This window comes from Pontibacillus sp. ALD_SL1 (assembly GCF_017355605.1).
This window is the reverse complement of the sequence record NZ_CP062974.1, coordinates 1021484-1040229: the sequence shown is the minus strand read 5'-3', so window position 1 is coordinate 1040229 and position 18746 is coordinate 1021484. Positions and strand designations below refer to the sequence as shown.

At 40.9% G+C, this 18746-nt stretch carries 26 protein-coding genes; 7 read left to right on the top strand and 19 right to left on the bottom strand.

Annotated features, from left to right (window positions below; genetic code table 11):
* Positions 1 to 52: 52 nt before the first annotated feature.
* The 4 genes from IMZ31_RS05295 to IMZ31_RS05280 form a co-directional block, all read right to left on the bottom strand.
* The gene (locus IMZ31_RS05295; RefSeq protein WP_207529537.1) at positions 53 to 2935 is read right to left on the bottom strand and encodes a DEAD/DEAH box helicase; all 2883 of its coding nucleotides are present in this window, start codon (positions 2933 to 2935) and stop codon (positions 53 to 55) included.
* Positions 2936 to 3043: 108 nt separating this feature from the next.
* On the bottom strand, positions 3044 to 3445 hold the full coding sequence (locus IMZ31_RS05290; RefSeq protein WP_207529536.1) for a (deoxy)nucleoside triphosphate pyrophosphohydrolase: 402 nt from the start codon (positions 3443 to 3445) through the stop codon (positions 3044 to 3046).
* A gap of 79 nt (positions 3446 to 3524) precedes the next feature.
* Positions 3525 to 3797 (bottom strand): hypothetical protein, encoded by a 273-nt coding sequence (locus IMZ31_RS05285; protein WP_207529535.1) that lies wholly within the window; start codon positions 3795 to 3797, stop codon positions 3525 to 3527.
* Positions 3798 to 4031: 234 nt separating this feature from the next.
* On the bottom strand, positions 4032 to 5030 hold the full coding sequence (locus IMZ31_RS05280) for a helix-turn-helix transcriptional regulator (RefSeq protein WP_207529534.1): 999 nt from the start codon (positions 5028 to 5030) through the stop codon (positions 4032 to 4034).
* Positions 5031 to 5334: 304 nt separating this feature from the next.
* Here IMZ31_RS05280 and IMZ31_RS05275 point away from each other — a divergent pair, with 304 nt between their 5' ends.
* Positions 5335 to 5622 (top strand): hypothetical protein, encoded by a 288-nt coding sequence (locus IMZ31_RS05275; RefSeq protein ID WP_036783669.1) that lies wholly within the window; start codon positions 5335 to 5337, stop codon positions 5620 to 5622.
* 45 nt (positions 5623 to 5667) lie between these two features.
* On the opposite strand, the gene IMZ31_RS05270 is transcribed toward IMZ31_RS05275, so the two are convergent.
* Positions 5668 to 6249, bottom strand: coding sequence for a DUF4352 domain-containing protein (locus IMZ31_RS05270; protein ID WP_207529533.1), 582 nt, complete (start codon positions 6247 to 6249; stop codon positions 5668 to 5670).
* Between the two features lie 351 nt (positions 6250 to 6600).
* Here IMZ31_RS05270 and IMZ31_RS05265 point away from each other — a divergent pair, with 351 nt between their 5' ends.
* Together IMZ31_RS05265 and IMZ31_RS05260 are read left to right on the top strand one after the other, a co-directional pair.
* A complete protein-coding gene (locus IMZ31_RS05265) occupies positions 6601 to 6984 on the top strand; it encodes a hypothetical protein (RefSeq protein ID WP_207529532.1) in 384 nt (127 codons plus the stop codon).
* 119 nt (positions 6985 to 7103) lie between these two features.
* Positions 7104 to 7610, top strand: coding sequence for a YcxB family protein (locus IMZ31_RS05260; RefSeq protein WP_207529531.1), 507 nt, complete (start codon positions 7104 to 7106; stop codon positions 7608 to 7610).
* 90 nt (positions 7611 to 7700) lie between these two features.
* Here IMZ31_RS05260 and IMZ31_RS05255 read toward each other — a convergent pair whose 3' ends face one another.
* The 5 genes from IMZ31_RS05255 to IMZ31_RS05235 form a co-directional block, all read right to left on the bottom strand.
* Positions 7701 to 8543, bottom strand: coding sequence for a hypothetical protein (locus tag IMZ31_RS05255; protein ID WP_207529530.1), 843 nt, complete (start codon positions 8541 to 8543; stop codon positions 7701 to 7703).
* A 696-nt stretch (positions 8544 to 9239) separates the two neighbouring features.
* Positions 9240 to 9503 (bottom strand): hypothetical protein, encoded by a 264-nt coding sequence (locus IMZ31_RS05250; protein ID WP_207529529.1) that lies wholly within the window; start codon positions 9501 to 9503, stop codon positions 9240 to 9242.
* A gap of 243 nt (positions 9504 to 9746) precedes the next feature.
* Positions 9747 to 10025 (bottom strand): hypothetical protein, encoded by a 279-nt coding sequence (locus IMZ31_RS05245; RefSeq protein ID WP_207529528.1) that lies wholly within the window; start codon positions 10023 to 10025, stop codon positions 9747 to 9749.
* Between the two features lie 395 nt (positions 10026 to 10420).
* Positions 10421 to 10618: a hypothetical protein gene (locus IMZ31_RS05240; RefSeq protein WP_207529527.1), complete on the bottom strand. Its 198-nt coding sequence runs from the start codon at positions 10616 to 10618 to the stop codon at positions 10421 to 10423.
* Between the two features lie 171 nt (positions 10619 to 10789).
* Positions 10790 to 11239, bottom strand: coding sequence for an OsmC family protein (locus IMZ31_RS05235; RefSeq protein ID WP_207529526.1), 450 nt, complete (start codon positions 11237 to 11239; stop codon positions 10790 to 10792).
* A gap of 536 nt (positions 11240 to 11775) precedes the next feature.
* Between IMZ31_RS05235 and IMZ31_RS05230 the strand changes: the two genes are divergently transcribed.
* The gene (locus IMZ31_RS05230) at positions 11776 to 11916 is read left to right on the top strand and encodes a hypothetical protein (protein ID WP_207529525.1); all 141 of its coding nucleotides are present in this window, start codon (positions 11776 to 11778) and stop codon (positions 11914 to 11916) included.
* A gap of 50 nt (positions 11917 to 11966) precedes the next feature.
* Here IMZ31_RS05230 and IMZ31_RS05225 read toward each other — a convergent pair whose 3' ends face one another.
* Together IMZ31_RS05225 and IMZ31_RS05220 are read right to left on the bottom strand one after the other, a co-directional pair.
* Positions 11967 to 12581, bottom strand: a complete 615-nt coding sequence (locus IMZ31_RS05225) for a DUF3267 domain-containing protein (RefSeq protein ID WP_207529524.1) — start codon at positions 12579 to 12581, stop codon at positions 11967 to 11969.
* Positions 12578 to 12877 carry a hypothetical protein gene (locus tag IMZ31_RS05220; RefSeq protein WP_207529523.1) on the bottom strand — a complete coding sequence of 100 codons (300 nt, stop codon included), beginning with the start codon at positions 12875 to 12877 and terminating at the stop codon, positions 12578 to 12580. The genes IMZ31_RS05225 and IMZ31_RS05220 overlap by 4 nt, the downstream gene beginning before the upstream one ends.
* 128 nt (positions 12878 to 13005) lie before the next feature.
* Here IMZ31_RS05220 and IMZ31_RS05215 point away from each other — a divergent pair, with 128 nt between their 5' ends.
* On the top strand, positions 13006 to 13917 hold the full coding sequence (locus IMZ31_RS05215) for a DMT family transporter (RefSeq protein WP_207529522.1): 912 nt from the start codon (positions 13006 to 13008) through the stop codon (positions 13915 to 13917).
* Positions 13918 to 14090: 173 nt separating this feature from the next.
* Here IMZ31_RS05215 and nadD read toward each other — a convergent pair whose 3' ends face one another.
* Together nadD and IMZ31_RS05205 are read right to left on the bottom strand one after the other, a co-directional pair.
* On the bottom strand, positions 14091 to 14702 hold the full coding sequence (gene nadD, locus IMZ31_RS05210) for a nicotinate-nucleotide adenylyltransferase (RefSeq protein ID WP_207529521.1): 612 nt from the start codon (positions 14700 to 14702) through the stop codon (positions 14091 to 14093).
* A 219-nt stretch (positions 14703 to 14921) separates the two neighbouring features.
* Positions 14922 to 15092 (bottom strand): hypothetical protein, encoded by a 171-nt coding sequence (locus IMZ31_RS05205; RefSeq protein WP_207529520.1) that lies wholly within the window; start codon positions 15090 to 15092, stop codon positions 14922 to 14924.
* A gap of 273 nt (positions 15093 to 15365) precedes the next feature.
* On the opposite strand from IMZ31_RS05205, the gene IMZ31_RS05200 reads away from it, so the two are divergent.
* The gene (locus IMZ31_RS05200) at positions 15366 to 15800 is read left to right on the top strand and encodes a hypothetical protein (RefSeq protein WP_207529519.1); all 435 of its coding nucleotides are present in this window, start codon (positions 15366 to 15368) and stop codon (positions 15798 to 15800) included.
* A gap of 75 nt (positions 15801 to 15875) precedes the next feature.
* Here the strand turns inward: IMZ31_RS05200 and IMZ31_RS05195 are convergent, their stop codons facing one another.
* Genes IMZ31_RS05195 through IMZ31_RS05185 form a run of 3 tightly spaced genes read right to left on the bottom strand, consistent with a single transcriptional unit; the run spans position 15876 to position 17298 of the window.
* Positions 15876 to 16172, bottom strand: coding sequence for a putative quinol monooxygenase (locus IMZ31_RS05195; RefSeq protein WP_207529518.1), 297 nt, complete (start codon positions 16170 to 16172; stop codon positions 15876 to 15878).
* A 27-nt stretch (positions 16173 to 16199) separates the two neighbouring features.
* Entirely contained in the window at positions 16200 to 16835 is a 636-nt protein-coding gene (locus IMZ31_RS05190) for a nitroreductase family protein (RefSeq protein ID WP_207529517.1), read from the bottom strand.
* 13 nt (positions 16836 to 16848) lie between these two features.
* Positions 16849 to 17298 (bottom strand): MarR family winged helix-turn-helix transcriptional regulator, encoded by a 450-nt coding sequence (locus IMZ31_RS05185; RefSeq protein WP_242705645.1) that lies wholly within the window; start codon positions 17296 to 17298, stop codon positions 16849 to 16851.
* Between the two features lie 267 nt (positions 17299 to 17565).
* Between IMZ31_RS05185 and IMZ31_RS05180 the strand changes: the two genes are divergently transcribed.
* A complete protein-coding gene (locus IMZ31_RS05180; protein ID WP_207529516.1) occupies positions 17566 to 18072 on the top strand; it encodes a hypothetical protein in 507 nt (168 codons plus the stop codon).
* A gap of 111 nt (positions 18073 to 18183) precedes the next feature.
* Here IMZ31_RS05180 and IMZ31_RS05175 read toward each other — a convergent pair whose 3' ends face one another.
* Positions 18184 to 18363: a hypothetical protein gene (locus IMZ31_RS05175; RefSeq protein WP_207529515.1), complete on the bottom strand. Its 180-nt coding sequence runs from the start codon at positions 18361 to 18363 to the stop codon at positions 18184 to 18186.
* 69 nt (positions 18364 to 18432) lie between these two features.
* Positions 18433 to 18579, bottom strand: coding sequence for a hypothetical protein (locus IMZ31_RS05170; RefSeq protein ID WP_207529514.1), 147 nt, complete (start codon positions 18577 to 18579; stop codon positions 18433 to 18435).
* Positions 18580 to 18746: the final 167 nt, after the last annotated feature.

The window sequence follows — 18746 nt, the reverse complement described above, 5'->3', positions numbered from 1 at the left end:
TTCCTCTTTTATTTCAAATATATTTTAAAGTTACGGAACTATAGGTTGATACTTAGGCGTCCTTTAAATAATGATAAAGCTGATAGTCCACAGTGTTTTCAAGCACCATATCCATCTTCACAACAGGAATCTCTTTTCCTTTTGCATTAATCATTTTGTTTTCTTGAATGGACTCCATGTTAGGATTAGCCTTTCCAAAATAATAAAACCCTTTTCCTTCATCATCGTCTTTCTTAATAAAGATATGGATGTCTGACCCCTTTTCTTTAGCATTTATAATTTCTTGTACCTCACCAGATTGCAGAGTTCTATTACTTCTCGTGAACCAACGAAGTGTATCCCTATTAATTAATTCATCTTCATAGTTAACGCTAGACTCTACATCATCGCTTTTATGATAGGTTACGAAAATCGGACATGTATTGTGTTTAGGTTTATATCCGAACATCGTGGCTTGTTCATCATTATCCCAGTTTAATAGTTTGCACACATCTTTCCTCGAATATTTTTTATACAAGGTAAGAGCGTCAGAGTATTCTTCATTTTTCCAACTGGCTACAGCAAGAGCGTCTCTAACCATTCCATTGAAGAAAGAATCTTCTATAAGAGATTCTCGAATAGAAGGATTCAATATAATCCTGTTATCTTCAAATGTAACAATAGGCTCATTCCCATATTTCTTCTGATCTGTTGCAGTAAAGAAATCCAAATTCATGATTCGCTGTAAATGTCTCTTTATCGAGTCAGGGAATGATAGCTCTGCTTCTTTTAGAACTTGTTCAAAGTTGGTAATGGTACTATCACCTTGGTCTAAGAGCATCGTTAGTAACAAAACTTCGTGTTTCCTTTTTCCGTCCAACACTTCTTGAGCCAGGAAGTTTAATATGGAGGTTTTATAATCGCTCATTGTGCCCATGTCCTTTTCTACCCTGTGTAAGAACTCCAAATAATTCTTGTTCTTATCCATAATCACTTCTGGATCAATGGAACCGAATTTCATGAAATCTAGCAGATATGGGACGCGACCAATTTTATTCTTTAAGTGTTTATATTCGTCTTTTAACACCCTCATATCATTTAGTTTACTGTCATCGATCGCTTTAAAGATTTGCTTCTTAGCAATTTCCTCAAAGTTAATAGTAGAAACTCCATTTAAGAAGTTCTTTTCTTTCATATGGCGTCGTATGTTGTCCTTGCTTTGCGACTTGTCACCAGAAAGGGCTATTGGAATTAGATAGTTATTCTTGTAATTACCAATGAAATCAATGACAGATACATACTCCTTGGAGTTGTGCTTCCTTAACCCTCTTCCCAGTTGCTGTACGAAGATAATGCTCGACTGGGTTTGACGTAACATAATAACTTGATTAATCGATGGGATATCAATCCCTTCATTAAATATATCTACAGTCAAGATGTAATCTAATACCCCATTTTCAAGATCTTCGACCGTTTGAAGCCTTTTGGAAGAATCATCATCACCTGTTAATGCTACTGTCTTCAAACCCTTTTGATTCATGAGCAGAGATAACTGGTGAGCTTCTTCCTTTCGACTACAGAAGATCAGTCCTCTTACCTTGTCACCCGAATGACCATAATAGGCTACTTTTTCAAGGATGTGCTCTACCCTTTCTTGATCCACAAGGTTCGCCAACTGAGTTGTATCATCTACAAGTTCACCATGATTCTCGTAGTCTGTTACACCAAAATAATGAAACGGACACAGCATATCTTCTTCCAGAGCTTCTTGGAGCCTGATTTCATAAGCTAAATTATAATTAAATAGCTCATATATGTTCACTCCATCTGTCCTCTCGGGGGTAGCTGTCATTCCTAGCAAGAACTCCGGTTTAAAGTACTCCATAACCTTTTTATAAGACGCAGCTCCTGCTTTATGTACTTCATCGATTAGGATGTAATCAAATTCGTCCTCTTCAAATTGAGACAGAACACCATCCTTCGATATCGTTTGTATGGTAGCGAATAAGTATCTTGCACTGGTATCCTTGCTTGTACCAGAAAGGATACCAAAATCCTCTTCTTTCCCACCAAGCACTCTTCTGAAGTCAGCCATTGCCTTTCTGAGAATCTGTTCTCTATGTACAATGAATAGCATTTTCTTAGGCGCATATCTTCGTACATCAAAGGCAGATAAATATGTCTTACCAGTACCTGTAGCAGATACCACAATCCCTTTTTCCTCTCCATCCTCACGCAACTTTTGAATAGCTTGAAGGGCAGGTATTTGCATATTGTTCGGTTCAATCTCTATAGCCTCTTTGACCGGATTGACCTCATAGGCACTAGGCATCTCTTGGATTTGTTCTTGTTGTTGCTCTAGATTGGCGAGGTATTGTACTTCATAACGGTTAATCCAATCCTCATTTAGGGGTGTGGACTCTTCCCAAACCTCATCAAACTGGTGATTAAAGTGATGAATGATTTCCCCATTGTCATGAGAGGTCAATTTGATATTCCACTCATAGTTTACTTTTAGAGCATGAGCTGTGAGATTGGAACTACCCACGATAAGAGAGTGATAGTTCTCATGTTCAAATATGTACCCTTTGGAATGAAACCCTGGAAGGCTTGTTAACCTAACTTCTACGTTTTTTAATTTAAGCAGTTCTCTAAACACTTTAGGTTTATTAAATTGTAAGAAGGTCGAGGTTAAGATCTTCCCTTTAACCCCTTTGTTATGTAAATCTAATAATTGGGACTTTAACGTAGCAAGCCCACTCTCTGTGATAAAAGCAACTGAAAAGGTAAACGATCGACAGTGCTCAATTTCTTCTAAGATACTAGATAGTACGGTTTCCCCACCTTGTGAACGGTTCACTAATAGCTTCGGTGAATACATTTCTGAATAGCGGTGACGATGATCAATAAAACTTCTATGTAGTGAATCTTCTAAATTACGAACCATATCTCCCACAAACATTCTCCATTCTTTAACACATTTATAGTCTAATTGTATTATGAGGTGCATATTCTTTCAATATTTAACAAAAGCTACTCTATTTCTAGAGTAGCTTTTATCATCTTATAATGTCGCTTGTGATAGTTTTTCAATTGCCGGTATATCAGCTGGTGCCCATTCAAGTGATTTTAGGTCCTTTGGAGAGAGCCATTTGAACTCAATATGCTCTGTTAAAGTTGGAGTTCCTTGTTGAAGCTCACAATAATATGTAGTGAGATGAACTATACCAAAATCATACTCATGAACAGTATGGTCTACTTGTTCACCAACACGTACTTTACAATACATTTCTTCTTCAATCTCTCTTCTTAACGTTTCTTGATGAGTTTCTCCCTCTTCAATTTTCCCACCAGGAAATTCCCATAAATGAGGAAGTGATTTGTCAGGGCCCCGTTGCGCACAAAGAATTTCTCCTTCGCTTACGATCACCGCGCCTACTACATGAATATTTTTCTTTTCCTTCACATTGTTCACCTACTTTCCCATTAAAGGTATTATTACATTCATCATTAAAAAGCACAGCATAAGCCTAATAGCTATTTCACTAGTTCTCTTTAAAATACTCCTCAATTTCCTGCCCCATAACATCCCACTTCGACTTCAGCGAAGCTTTAGGGACATCATAGTGCTTCTCATATTTACACATCTTACAAGAACAATTCATTCTTGCTTTATCCAAACGACCAGGTTCTTTAGCCCATGGGTGGTCTTCATTCCCATCCCCATCCACGGCCCCCCATACGTTTTTCACGATGTCTAATTTTCTTTGAATCACTCTGTTTCGATGATGCCTGTAATACGCTTGACTACGTTCCATGTTTCCACGTCCTCTCCTTGAGATCAATACCATCCCGCAGAGAGACTCAAGGAATTACTACATCTCTACAGGAAGGTATTAAATGACGTGGTTAGAACAACAGGAACAATAATCTTGATTAATTCCATATATTCAAACCTCCCGTGTGTCTATCATATCATTTTGCCCCTATTTAAGTAATGTCTGTTAAGCTGATAGACTCTTCTTGGTCATTAAAATATAGCTATATATGAATCATTCATACTCCTCTAAACCATACCCCTCACACATAGCCCGAACTTCCTCCCGAACCTCTTCCTTCAACTCTTCAGGCGAAACCACCTTCGCCTTCTGCCCCCACTGCATAATCCAAGCCACAAGCCCCGTACTCATCTTCGCCTTCGTTGAAAGAATAAAGTGCTCGTCATCCACTTGCTGGATGGAGGCTTCTAGGCCGAATCGGTCGAGGACGACGTTTAGGAGCGAGGCGTGGAATTGAACCTTGATCCAGGTGTTCTCGCCTGCGAACATGTGGAAGCTTTGGTCGACGTAGTCCTGGACGTTGAAGTCTTCTTTTCTGAAGCGTTCCTCGGAAAGGCGAATGTTTCGTATGCGGTCGAGGCGGTAGTGACGCATTTCTCCTGTGCCGCGAAAACGGCCTATTAAATAGTAGAAATCATTTTGCCAGATCAGGGCATAGGGTTCGACTTCATACGTGCTGCCTTCTCGGTTGTATTCGAACTCTTTCTTCATATTGTATTTTCCGTACTGGTAGTGGAGGACCTTTTGTTCAGCGATGGCTCTATGTACGTGATCGATGTTTAGCTTCACAAGCTGATAGCCATCATCTGCTGATTGGTTGAACAACACAGGGTCGGGTAATTGCTTGGCGATATGTTTACTCGTCAGCTGCTTGATCCGCGGTATTAAATCCTTCTTCTCTTTCTCTGTAATGAACTTGGCTGAGAGAACAGCGTCGATCAACAGACGCAAGTGGTACGTTTCAAAGACTCGGTCCTGGTAGCTGTACATCATCTTGCCGAATTCGCCCTGGTTCTGGATCACTTCGACTCCTGCTTCTGCAAGGACTTCCATGTCACGTTTTAACGTTCGGTTATCAAACTTAGCCTCTGAGCCAAAGACTACCTTCAGTTTTTCTTTAATCTCTTTAATGCTTAGTTCGTGATATTCGTCGGTTTCTTGGGATAGGATCTCTTGAAGCTGCAATAACCTGGTATTGTTGTTTAGTTCCAAATGTGAGACCTCCTCTTTCCTTTTCCAAATTCTATTGTAATGCTCTATTTCTTCCAAAACTACCCTTTGAAAGAGATTCCTTGTTTTGGCAATCCTCTCCCCACTTGTGATCGGCATTTCTTCTTTCAGTGTGTGATTCTACTATTCAATTGTTTTATTTATCCAGATTAGGGTACTAACCTATAACGAATGCGCGCATACACTTGGAAGGATTGCTTCCTTTTTATAGTTTTTCACCTCAGAGCTCTACCTACATACATGTCGATCTTTCATTTAGCTCTTGAACAATTCTGGGAGGGGTAAGATGGTAAATGGTTTGATGCTGGTATTGTCACTGATCGGGCTCTCCATTGTTCTGAATGGGATCGCGATGGTTAAGACTGAGGTGAGAAAGAGTCCCGTGAAGAGTATCATGATGATCTGCTTAGGTGTGTTAACCCTCGTTTTCCTTTATCTCGTTCCTTACAGCTTCTGGCGCCTAACAGGTTCCCACGTCAATTGGGGTGGTATGCTAGCCGTTGCTGCAGCTGGGATCAGTGTTATCGTATATGTTCGCTGGCTTTACATGGTGAGAATCAATAAGACTTCATGATAAAAATAAGCCCGCTCCCGCCACTTGGGAGGAGCGGGCTTTTCGTTAATTCAAATTAATGTTCACACTCTGCGTTCCCCAGAAACCTGCGTCAGCTTTAAGTGTCAGATCACTCATTTGTACGTCAGATCCTACCTCAAATACAATCATTCCTTCTTTCTTTAGCCCTGGGTTGATCTCTTCAAAGAACAACATCTTATCTGTTGGAATAACCATCATAAGATCTCCATCGTTCTTCGGGCTGTATTCTGTTCCATCATTACTTACAAGGGTAAAGAACTCTGAGTCTGTCGTAATGGCTTCGCTCTTGCCGTTGTTAATCGTTACGTCTAACACGATAAACTGATTGTCTGTTGTGACAGGTTCTGTGTACTCATCGCTACCTTCAATCGTTGTTTTAGACTCAGCATTCGTTACCGTGAAGCCAATATCATCGATCGTTGCTGTTTCACCGATTCCGATCGTTTCTGTTTGTTCTTCTTTCGTCTCTTCTTTCGGCTCATCACTCGATGTACCTTCTGTTGATGTCGTTGTGGAGTCATCCCCACCGGTTGCGACGGCGATAATAATTCCAATCACTACAATCGCCCCAATAATTGTTAAGCATCCTGAGAATAGTTTCTTCATCATTCATTCCTCCTGTTTCTTTGTTACCCTCATCATATAAAAAAGGGTGAGCAAAAATATGCTCACCCAACACGTGTTCTCTTTTTTATTCTAGTCGATGGTACTTATCGGCACAGATGTACTTCACCCTGCAGAATAGTTTAGGACTTCGCTGATCTCTGCTCATACTGTATAAATGGAAGATACTATTTGTAGCTTAAGGGGATGGTTAGAGGTCCACCATCATACCAATCACCTACAAACGTGTATATAAGGTTGGTATAGAAGGGGTTTATGGTAAAATAAAGGTGATCATAAACGTATCGTTGTCCGTTTAACACAAACATTTATATTGGGAAGGGAGAAATGGATATGAATGTGTCAAAATGGATGAAACCAATCGCACTGTCAGCAGCAACAATTGTTGCGGGCGTTCTGATCACAAGGGGACAAAAAGATCCAAAAGAAGGCACAGTGATTTCGGATGTGATTCATGAGGGAAAAACGTTTGGCGGACTCACGCAAATGGAGATCAATGAAATTGTCTCGCACACATTTAGGGGTGTGAAAGCCGTCATTGAGGGTGGTGCATTGGAGTACACGTTTTCCTCTGCTTCTGGCAAACAGAAACCCACGGCAAGAATTGAATTCGACTCAGCAGGAGAATTGGACTTTACGTTTCTTTCATTTCCCAATGCGCAATCACCGCGTATTTTCATCAAAAACTTGAGGGAAGCCATGAATAAGGGTGAATAAAATACAAAATTTCCATTCCTTCATCGTTGCATGAACACGTTACCTATCAGTTTCTTTAAAAGAGTTTTTTGTGATCCTCCGAAAACATATAGATATTACTAGCTAAAGGAGTGGTTGTTTTGGAAGATCGTGAGTCTGTTACCGTGAGTGGAACTATTACATTGGATGAATTCAAGAAATACCAGGCCTATCATGTACGGAGGATCAACCTGTCCTTTTTCTTCGTGCTTCTGGTGATGTTTACACTTATGTTCGTAAGTGTGATTGATGCGATATGGTTTGTGAGCATCTGGTTCGCGGCTTTGTTCGCTCTTGTCCCCTCTGGCCTCTTTCTTCTTTCCGTAAAGGTGTTTAACCGGAACCGTGCGAAGAAAGAGTTCGAAAGTGATGCTGTCGCGCATAAGGAGATGACCTACACGTTCAATGAAGAGGGTGTCCATCAGAAAGGGAGACGCTCTGATAATTATTATGAATGGAGTGACTTCTCCTCATTTCAGGAGACCCCTGAGTTGTTCCTCTTGTATGTATCGAAGCGTAAAGCGATTCTTTTGCCGAAGCGATTTTTTGAGAACCAAGAGCAGCAGGAGCAGTTTAAGACAATCGTGCGTGAGCGTAGATCCAGGTAAATAAGGTTTCCAACTTAAGCGGCACAAGAATAGACCCGTGCCGCTTCTCTCTTCCTCTACGATTCTCTCCCATTTTACGTTTCACCGGGATTAAGCTTCATTTAACCAATCAAAGTACACAGAATCACTGCACTGAATCGTTTCCTTCCGCTTCTCTTGACGCAAGGACTCAAGAACACAGCTATACAAATACCCACAGAATTCCTTCTTAATTTTCCCCTGTTTGTAAAGAAAGACCACTTGCTTGAATGCAAGCGTGATGGCTTCGATATACTCCTCTATGCTCTGGCGCATCTGTTCTCTTTTGTAAGCTCTATAAATGCATCCCCATACCCGGTCGACTTCTACAGGGGTGAAGAATGGTTTGGCTACTTCCACAAAGGATGCAGGAATGTAAGAAGGCAAAAAGGTGTAATCCACATCGAACCGTGCGCCGGGTCTTCCTTCGATCTTCTTAGTCATTAAAGGTTGTTTCTCTCCCTGCTTATTCTCTGCTTCCTTGTGAAATTCTGGCGTAGACCCGTTGGGAGACGCGAATTCTGCTTCGATCGGTACCGTATCAACTGCCGTGTCAGGCAGGGTGTCATCGCACGGTGTAAGAAATGCTTCTTGAGGTTGAAAGAGTAAAAGATTCACACCACGCTTCCCGTTTGGACGGATGGTCGCCACTCTTTTAATCAGATTCATGTTCTCAAAACGATTGATCGTCCGAATGACTGTGCTGCGACTGCGACCGGTCGTTGAGACAATCGTGTTTACTTTGGCGAATGAGACGCCAGGATATTTGACCGAATGACGCCATATGTATGTCAGGATCTCGAGATTCCCTTCCGATAGCTCCCATTTATACCGACGAAGAAACCCTCTTACGTGTTGGTCTAATTCATTGACAGATGAGAATGTTTGGTAATTTTTAAGATGATTGATGTTCATAGAATCCACCTACTTTTTCCTTTTACATCTATAATCATCTTCAGGGGGCGGTTCGGTGTCTATTCTTTGAAGTTTTTTTGGAAGCGCGGGGACGGTTCTGAAATGCTTCCTTATGTTAATAGATGGAGGGGCTGTTACCTTTTCAATCCTATTTCATGCAAAAACGTCACAGATAGATCATCCCTTGGGACAAGGGACCTGTCCTTATATCCCATGGAACTGTAATTCATAGTACAAATAGCAAACAAAGACGCTTAGGCAATAGTCACCCAAGCGTCTTTGTATTGTCTTTATTCACAGAGAACCCGTTACTTCAAATAGAAAAGTACTCCTAAAAATAGGATCAATCCAAACCCTAACAAAAATATGGAGTTCTTTTTATTAGTTGACTTATTAGTGTTATTCTTTGAAAACACAATAAAAAGCGTTGTAATTATTATTGAAAATATTGGGATGAAGATAGCAATAATTTTTGACATCTCTTAACTCCTTATATATAGTTATTCAACTCAAGGAAGCGCTGGAACGGTTCTGATGCTTCCTAGTGTTAATATACTGTGGGATCTGTTACCTTTTCCATACTGTTTCATGCAAAAACGTCAGAGATCGATTATCCCTCTTCCCTCTTTGCTATTATGTGATGGGTAAACCTCACAGGTGATTGCCGCGGGACAAGGAACCTGCCCCCCTATCCGATTAAATATAGAACCAAAATGTAAGTATAGAAAAAATAACCACAAAGATAACTTTACTTATAATGAATTCTTTATTACTTATGCCTAACTTCTTTTCCATAAACCTCACATAAGCCCAGACCAGCAACAAACCAAATATTCCAAACGCCTGTCCTTGGGAGTCGTGTATAACAGATATTAGCCTCATTGTTGCTAATCCAATAAGGAGAAGTCCTGTATACCCAAGCGTCATATAGAAATAGAGGCTTTTTTTCTCATCGTTCATACACAACCCCTCCAATTTTTAAACCTTACTGCTCCTTACTTGAACAAGGATAAAATTAAATAAAGCATTCAAGAACCATTAAATTCTTTCCATCGGCCTCTTTGTTAGAAGGCTTGCTGCCTTTACCATTTCTACCCGTGAACAAAGCGACTTAGAAAAGTCCACAAGTTCTTTTTGTTCTTTATTCAATGACAACTTCCTCAGCAAAGCATAATACTGGTAACTACTCTAAACAGCTGTCCTTTACAGAAATACCGATGCTACCAAAACAATAATAACGAGAACAATCCCGATCCAGTCGATCACACTAGTATTCTTTTTCTCTTTCTTGTTGTACCACATGATCTTAATTAGAGACATAATTAGGACCACCGTAAATAAAAGGGGATATAGAACGAACAGAGAAACTTGGAAGACGGTCGTTACATAGAAGATCGCAAACCAAAGGAGTAACAGGATAAGAAATTTCTCTACTCTATACTTTTTCTCATTAAACAAGAACTCAACAACGCCTTGACGCAAAATTCCACTCCTTCATTTACTTAACTAACATTCGTACAACAGCAAAGGAGCTGCCGCTACGACAACTCCTTAACCCCTTTAATTGAAAAGAAAATTACCAACTAACCCAAATAGAAACATTAAGATAACGCCTCCAACCAGAAAATAGCCTATTAGCTTAATAGGTAAAGGTAACTTGCCTCCTCTGGTTTTAGGGAACCCTTCGATATCCTGTTTATGGGCTATAGCATCATTGAACGGTTTATTTTGGTCTTCATGGTTCATAAACGATTTAGCACCTCCGTTGTAGAAGCTTTTTCGTTCACTATTCTGAAAATCCTTATAGTATACCTACGGTTTAAACCACAGTTGGTTTCAAATTCTAGTAACCTCGAATAGGAGCGTGCCACAATGTTCTACTGTTTTATTCTAAAGAAATTAGACGCTCCCACCATCAGTATACCTATCACAATCATGGGAACCGCTAACGTTTCTAACAAATCTGGAGTACCTTCGATCCCCATTAAATCACTAAACGCAAATCCAGCAGCAAAAACCCATATTCCTACATAAGCCAGCACTTTCCCTGCGGTGCTCTTCCCTCTTCCTAACATCTACATCATCCTTCTCAGTTGTTTTTATGTATAACATGCTCGTAAACATACTCTTTTTATCTTTTAACAAATAAAGGAAACCAACTAAAGCATACCAAACCCACACATGCATGGAAACCATAAAAAAAGAAGCCAGGATTCACTTATCCTGGCTTCCTCATCTAACATCTATTATGCGTGCTGTGCTACTTTCCACGTATCAACCATGTTCACGCCAGCTGCTTTCATCATTGTATAAATCGGGCAACGGGCTTCTACTTTTTCTTGTAGTTCTTTCAAACGCTCATCTGATTCGCTCGTTTCAATGTTAGCCTCGATCGTTACTGTTTCGAAGTATGGCTGAACATCCGCTTTGCCCATGAAACCGCTAGGGTCGAACTCTCCTGAGATGTTGAAGGAAATGTCTTGCAGATCAAATCCGATCTCTCTTGCGACCATGCGTGCTGTCACGTTTTCACAAGCAGCAAGGGAACCAAGTACACTTTGAAGTGGGTTTGGCCCAGAATCTTGACCGCCCATGTGTTTGCCTTCATCAATCATAAATTCGTGCTTCCCTGCATTTGCTTTTACAGTAATGCCTTCTGTTTGTGCTGTTACGTTCATTGTCATTTTATTCGCCATTGTAATCTCTCCTCTATAGTATAAATCGATTTTAGTTGTGTTTGAGTTTCTTCATATTTCTTGGAATTTCATTTATATATGCGTTTCTAATCACGCTTCAAATACCCTTAGGGGTACAGAGGATACTATACTAGGTATCTTCGACATTGTCAACGGTTTGGTTTTTCCTTTGATCAAGAAGGAGTTTCAGGCCGCACAAACGAACTTTATTAAGTACTATACATGTTATGAGAGGAGTAACGTTCATAACTTATAGAGCAAAGACGCAAAGATTTCCATTGCTTTTACTCTTATTGTTAATGGTGAGTTCCTTATTAAGTCGGAATAGCCTTTCTATTGAATTTACCGTGTTCGGCATTCTATTTTGCATTTGTATTGCCTTGGCACTTTTTATCCGCTACGAATGTAAAGTTAACCGTGATCATGTAACTTATAGAGTGTTGTTCTTTTCCTGGCCTATTTATAAAAGAACCTTAACCCCTAATGAAATGAAGCAGATCAAGTTCAAACGTGTCGGCTGGAATACCAAGGGGGCTATGATCAAAACGAAAAAAGGGCTCCCTGTCCGAATCATCCATTTTACTCCTGATGACGTCTATACGGATTTAGCAGACTTTGCAAACAAACATAATCTTTCCGTCTACAAGTCCAAGGATTACCTAATTCTAGACAGATAACGCATATAAAAAGGAGAAGAACCGCCAACTGGCTTTTCTCCTCCCATGACTTATGTATGGGTTCTGATTGACTTTTCTGTAACGACTTCCTCTTGATGTTTCCAGTACGTCTTATACCCCTTGTTGCGCACAACCGCTTCTTTTGGTACTTGATTATAAATCATGATCATCGCAAGAAGATCAACACAGGAACATATGGCATTTAGAAAAGCGATATCAAACAAAAATAAGGAAGAAACCCCTGTCACTGCCATGAACACGATCGGCACAACAGATAGCACCAGAAAAGGTGTCATGTAGACAGCCAGCGCCCTGTTCCGACTCATCTCATTTGTATAAAAGGCAAAGAACACCAAGTACTTCCTCAGCACCCCAACATAGATATCATCTGACTTCAGTTTATCCGGAAACACCATCGCATGTAGCCATTCATGAATGGGCACGAGGACTATATAAGCCAAGAGAAGATTCCAGCCAAATCGGAATTGATACAACTCTTCAATCCCTAACACGACGGCTAACGCATATACCAAGAAGATCGCAAACATCCCAATCGGTAAAGCGAGCCATTGAGCAAGGGCTGCCTTTGGTTCCTTGAGCATGGTCCATCCTTCCTCTTCCGGACGGAACTGCTCTAACACGGGAAGCTTTGTCGAAACCTTCACTCGCTCACCTCATCATCACTTGTATAATTTCCTTCATTGAAACCCCACATGGTATAACCGAATAACAGACCACCTAACAGAAATGACCCAATCGCAATGGCAAGCTCAAGTACCCAGCCCCCAGTGAAGTAATCTCTAAACGCCAGCTTATGATCCATCACTTCACCAACCAAGAAGAAGAGTACCCCTGTGGATAATCCCCAGCCAAGCACACCGTAATATAAAATGTAATGCTTCTTGCCTTTCTCGCGAATCTTGCTCCATTTTTGGTTAGCATTCTTGTGACGTTCGTTCATCCAATCCTCTCCTTTTGAACCACCACACATTTTATCATATTTCTTCCAGTATTCTTGTAAAAAATCAATATGGTTCTCTTGTTGAATATGGTAGTCTTGTACCAAATGAATCGATTGGCGGGATTAGAATGAAACACCGTTCAGCTTTGGTGTCTATTGGTGTAGGGGCTGCTTTGTGGGGGATCATCGGGATATTTGTTACATACTTATACGACTTGGGCTTCAGTCCTGTCCAGGTCGTGGCTTTACGTGTGTTGATGGCTGCGGTGTTCATGAGTGTGTATGTCGCTTGGAAAGATCGCCGTCTGTTCCGGATCAAGCTTTCAGATAGCCGTTATTTTGTTGGAACGGGCATTATCAGCATCGTGTTCTTCAACTGGTGCCTCTTTAGCGCCATGGAAGAAACGTCTATATCAATCGCTTTTGTTCTATTGTATACGGCTCCCGCTTTCGTCACGATCTTGTCGAAGTTCTTATTCCAGGAACCTCTCACGACGCGTAAGATCAGCGCCTTATTCACAACCCTTATTGGTTGTACGCTAGTGATTGGTTTATTACCAGATATGAGCGGAACGATTTCCTTGTATGGACTCTTGCTCGGTCTTGGGTCTGGCTTATTCTATGCCCTTTATAGCATCTTTGGAAAATACGCCCTTCAAAAACACAACTCCCTGACCGTTACCGTGTATACATTTCTATTCGCAGCACTTGCTGTTGTCCCGTTTAGCGGTTTAGGGGAAATGCTTCCTGTTCTGTCCGATTGGAAAGTATGGGGATTCATCGCAGGCCTCGGATTCTTGTGTACGATGCTTCCGTTTATCTTGTACACCAAAGGTCTAGAACGCGTAGAATCAAGTCGCGCTTCCATCATTGCCACGATCGAGCCAGTGGTGGCTTCCCTTACAGGATTCTTACTGTTTAATGAGACGTTAACCCTGTGGCAGTATATAGGGATTGCCTTTGTTATTGGTTCGGTTATTATGGTTCAGGAAACGAGAAAGGAAACTAGTGTACAAGGTTTAGAGGAAGCGAAGGTTTAAGTAGTGCATTGTTTAAAGCAAAGTCAAAAGGAGGTTTAAGAATGGGAGCTATAATCGCAATATTGTCTACATTAGCAACCGCAGGGGTTTTGTATTATATGGGTAAGTCTGGTTTTAAATGGGGCGAACAAAAGGATGAAAATGAAGACAAGTAATGAATGGTTTGCCACAAGTTACTTATACAATTCCTTCTCCAATGCATATTGTAATGCCAGTTCAGGAACTAAGTATTTCACACTCATTCCGTTTTCAATGCGAGAACGAATGAGTGTAGAACTTGTTTCCACATTCACACCTTTACTCAAACAATCGAATCGGTGTTCATGCTTAGTCAGAAAAGAATTTCTAGCGATCATTTCAGGCATATCATATCCTTCTCGTCCCATGACAATGAATTTATTGTTTTCGATGAGTTCCTGCCCCTTGTGCCATGTTGTGATGTTGGCTAAATTATCAGCGCCCATCACAAAGAACAGTTCGTCGTTAGGGTATTCTTTTTTTAACTTTTCCATGGTGTTATACGTATACGTCTCCCAAGCATGAGCCCTAAGCTCAATGTCATTAACATGAAAATGAGGATTGTCTTCAATCGCTAATTGAATCATGCTCAATCGATCCTCATTCGGCGATAAGTCCTGAACCTTATCAGCCCTTATATCCGAAGACGGGATCAGGATAATTCCATCTAATCCTCTCCTGTCTCTTACCATTTCCATGGTTACAAGATGACCGATTGTAATGGGGTCAAATGCCGAACCAAACACTCCATAACGTTTTCTCTCCATGTTGACCTTCCTCCCTTAGTTAAAAACTTCTCAACTTTCCTAGGTTCTTTTCCTTTTATAGTTATGTAATCACCTTCCGAGCCATCATTCATCATCTTTACAATACGGTGAACTTTCTTCAGACTCAAAGAAGGCTTGATCCCCACCCTATATACGATGGGTGTTCCTACTCCATAAATAGTCTCTCACAAAATTAAATTCCTTGCTCGCCTAAGCATTTTATTTTTCCTCAAACTCCACCGCACACACCTGCATCGGGTTAATGATGATATCCTCCTCAATTTCAACAAGCCCGCTATCCTCTAACAAGTCTAGAAACTCATCCCTGTCCTGGCACTCAATTACATACGCCTTACTGTTTGTTAAGAAGATCTTTGCATACGTCGTCATCTTAGATTCCACTCCTTTATTGGAACCTATGTAATAAGGCAATTGATTATGTACGAGCCCATGCTGAGAATCTTCTTTACTTTTTTCGTTACTAATGCTACACCTACTTTTCAAAAGTTCGTTTGCCCCGGACTTTATGTTTTTGAAGAAGGACGTAAAAAACATTCATTTTAATGTCTATTTACCCCTTCAAATCCAAATTTTAACCCTCTCTAGGAAGGTTGAACACTCATAAAGAATGGTATATTATCAATAAAAAGAGGAGGTAAAAGAATGGATCAAGAAAAATTGCTTCTGAAATTATCCGAACAAATCGAATCCCTTTCAGACCGAATGGATAGTGGTTTTAAAAGTGTAGATGAGCGGTTTGAAAGTATAGATAGACGCTTTGAAAGTATAGATAGACGCTTTGAAAATATTGATAAACGGTTTAAAAATATTGATGAGCAGTTTGTGAGTATAGACACTCGTTTTAAACGCATGGATCAGCGATTTGACGAAATGGACACTCGCTTTGATAACCTAATCTCTTATATGGACAGACGATTTGACCGTATCGAATATGCTCAGCAGCATGATATTAAAGCTATGTTGGACATTATTGATCAAAAAGTAAGCCGCACCCGAGTTGATATTGATTTTTTAAGTGAAAAGACAGGTGTGCATGATGTAAAGTTGAATAACCTGGCTAAACGACTTGATGAATAAAGAATACCCTCTCCCATTTTCCAACCCACAATAAAAAAGCACCCGGCCCAAGACCAGATGCTTTCTTCATCTATATTAACGTTCAATTTTTTCTCCTGCATATGACTCGATCGCAAGTGGAGCTGTTAAGAATTGTGGTGCTTTCTCAACGAAAGCTGTGAAGTGGCTGCTTTTACCGTGTGCTTTAACGGAAGCCTGATCCCGCCATACTTCAACCATTGTATACGTGTTCTCTTGCTCAGTACTTTTCATTAAGTCATACGAAATGTTGCCGTCTTCTTTTCTTGAGTCCTCAATATGGGAACGGATTTCTTCTAAGAAAGCTTGTTCTTTCTCAGGGTTTACTTGAAAATGTGCGTGAGTAATGATCATGAATAAGCCCTCTTTCTAATGTTTAGTTTATTTCCAGTCTGCGATTGTATCAATCGGAAGACGTACAGACTCGTACCCATCTTCTGCTGCTTTACCAATAGAAATTAGCATCACTGGGTAGTAACGGTCTTTATCTAATCCGTACGCTTCAGCGATTTGATCTTTCTCATAGCCACCAATTGGGTTCGTGTCATAGCCGTGAGCACGAGCTGCTAGCATGAACTGCATCGATACAAGACCACCGTCGATTAGGTTCATCTCACGGTACGCTTCTTCTGAAATCTGACTAATCAAGCCTTGAATGGCAGGAACTTGGCGGTCGCGAACTTCTTGTGGCATTTTGCCCTGTTCCACTGCACTATCAAAAATCTCTTCAAGGTATTCAGTACTGTTCATATCTACAAATACAGCGACTACGGCTGCAGACGTTTCTACTTGAGTTTGGTTAAACTTCGCAAGAGGCTTAAGGGTTTCTTTCCCTTCTTCGCTGTCGATGACAACAAAGCGCCAAGGTTGTAAGTTAACTGAAGAAGGAGCCATTGTTGCTTCTCTTAAAATTTCAGTCATCTCTTCTTTACTGATTTTAACGGATGGGTCGTAGTTACGAATAGAACGGCGACCTGAAATAATTTGGTTGAAGTCGTTGATGGTTGCTTTCGTCATGGTGTATTCTCCTCTACTCTATAGGTTGTTCGTCTTCAATATCCTTCACGTTGCTCTCTACTCTTGATAATAAATCTGATAAGACAGCACGCTCTTGGTCTGTAATTCCTTTGAAGACTTGTGTGATAAAGTTTTCTTTCTCTTTGCAATAACGCTCGATCTTATTTCGTCCGGCTTCTGTGAGCTTGACGAATGTGACCCGGTTATCCTCAGGGTTTTTGCGACGAGAGACGATCCCTTTCTCATCAAGCTGCTTTAGGTGTCTCGTCACGGCAGCACTATCAATGTTGACCTGACGACGGAGCTCAGTCTGATTAATCTCATCAACTTCCATTAATTTATGAAGCAACTCTAGTCGTGACTGGCTTATTCCTGTGCAACGTTCAAATTTCGGGCTCATCTGTCTATAGATCTCATTCAATTGAAGGATGAGCTTCTCTTGTTCCTGATATGAATTCGTCAACAAATCCCCCTCCTCACCTAATTAATTGATGCATCAATAATTGACCCGTCAACTAATTTAGTATAGATCCCTATGCTTTGTCAATCAGAGCGCATCTATTCATTGACCCATCAATCATTGAGGCATCAATTACTATAAAACACAAGATAGTTAGCAGTCAACAAAAGTACATTCTCCTTATTCCCTCTCGACCACCTCTACATTCACGTTCCATTCAAATGTATGCTACAATTGTAAAATTAGATAGGTTATAGAAAGGATTTTTTGATGTGGTATGATGAGGATTTCACTTATTACCATGAGGGGTTCGAAATTAACAAAGCCGGATTCAGTGTTGTAGCGAAAATCCAAGAAGGAATCATTCATATGATTGATTTCGGGTTTGAGGATGTTGCTCCTTTATATCCAACAATGAGTCGCGAATTTATTGATACACTTATGTCTTTTGTACCGAAAGAAGTTGCGAAAGCCCTGCCTCGCTATAGAGGAAAAAATGCGGATTTGGTCTACTACTTTATGAATCGTGAAGGAAAGTGGTTCGAGTTCAATTATCACATGGATCGAATTGATCCAGTTCAGGGCTTAGATAAATACAATATGAACGACACCGAAATGATTCCATGGGTCGGAGAAGCATTGAAGCGCCAAAAGGCAGAACATTGCCCAAGCTGCCGCGCCCTTTATTTAGAAAAAGGTAAAGTCGAATGCTTGCCGTGTAAAACCATCGGCCCTAACCACCCTCACAGAATGGCCGAGGCTGACAAGGTAGAATAGAAATGCTTGAGGACGGGCTGAACCGTCCTTTTTTAATGTCTTATATTCCAGTTAGCGCTGCCTGGCTTGAGCCAGTTCGTCCAGGACTTGAGCCAACTTGTGCCTGCATCGTCAGCTCACCCTTCTTACTTGAGTCAATTCTTTTAAAACTTGAGCCGCTTCCCTCTTTCTTGAGCCAGACTGCTCTGGCTTGAGTCGTCGGCCGCTAGCTTGAGTCGGTTTTTTGATTACTTGAGTCAATTTCCTTCTAACTTGAGCCGCTCTCGCCACAGCTTGAGCCTCTACTCCCAAACTTGAGCCTCTCGCCAGGGGCATGCGCCTGAACCGTCAGCTCACCCTTCTTACTTGAGTCATTTTTTTTTAAACTTGAGCCGCTTCCCTCTTTCTTGAGCCAGACTGCTCTGACTTGAGTCGGTGGCCGCTAGCTTGAGTCGGTTTTTTGATTACTTGAGTCAATTTTCTTCTAACTTGAGCCGCTCTCGCCACAGCTTGAGCCTCTACTCCCAAACTTGAGCCTCTCGCCAGGGGCATGCGCCTGCACCGTCAGCAGCTTGAGCCACTCTCCCCCCAAAATCCCCAAAAATTAGACGCCCCCCCATCATCCAATACATGTCAAGACTAGTAATAACCAGACTTTTTATCTATTATTTTACATATACCTACATCTTAAGGAG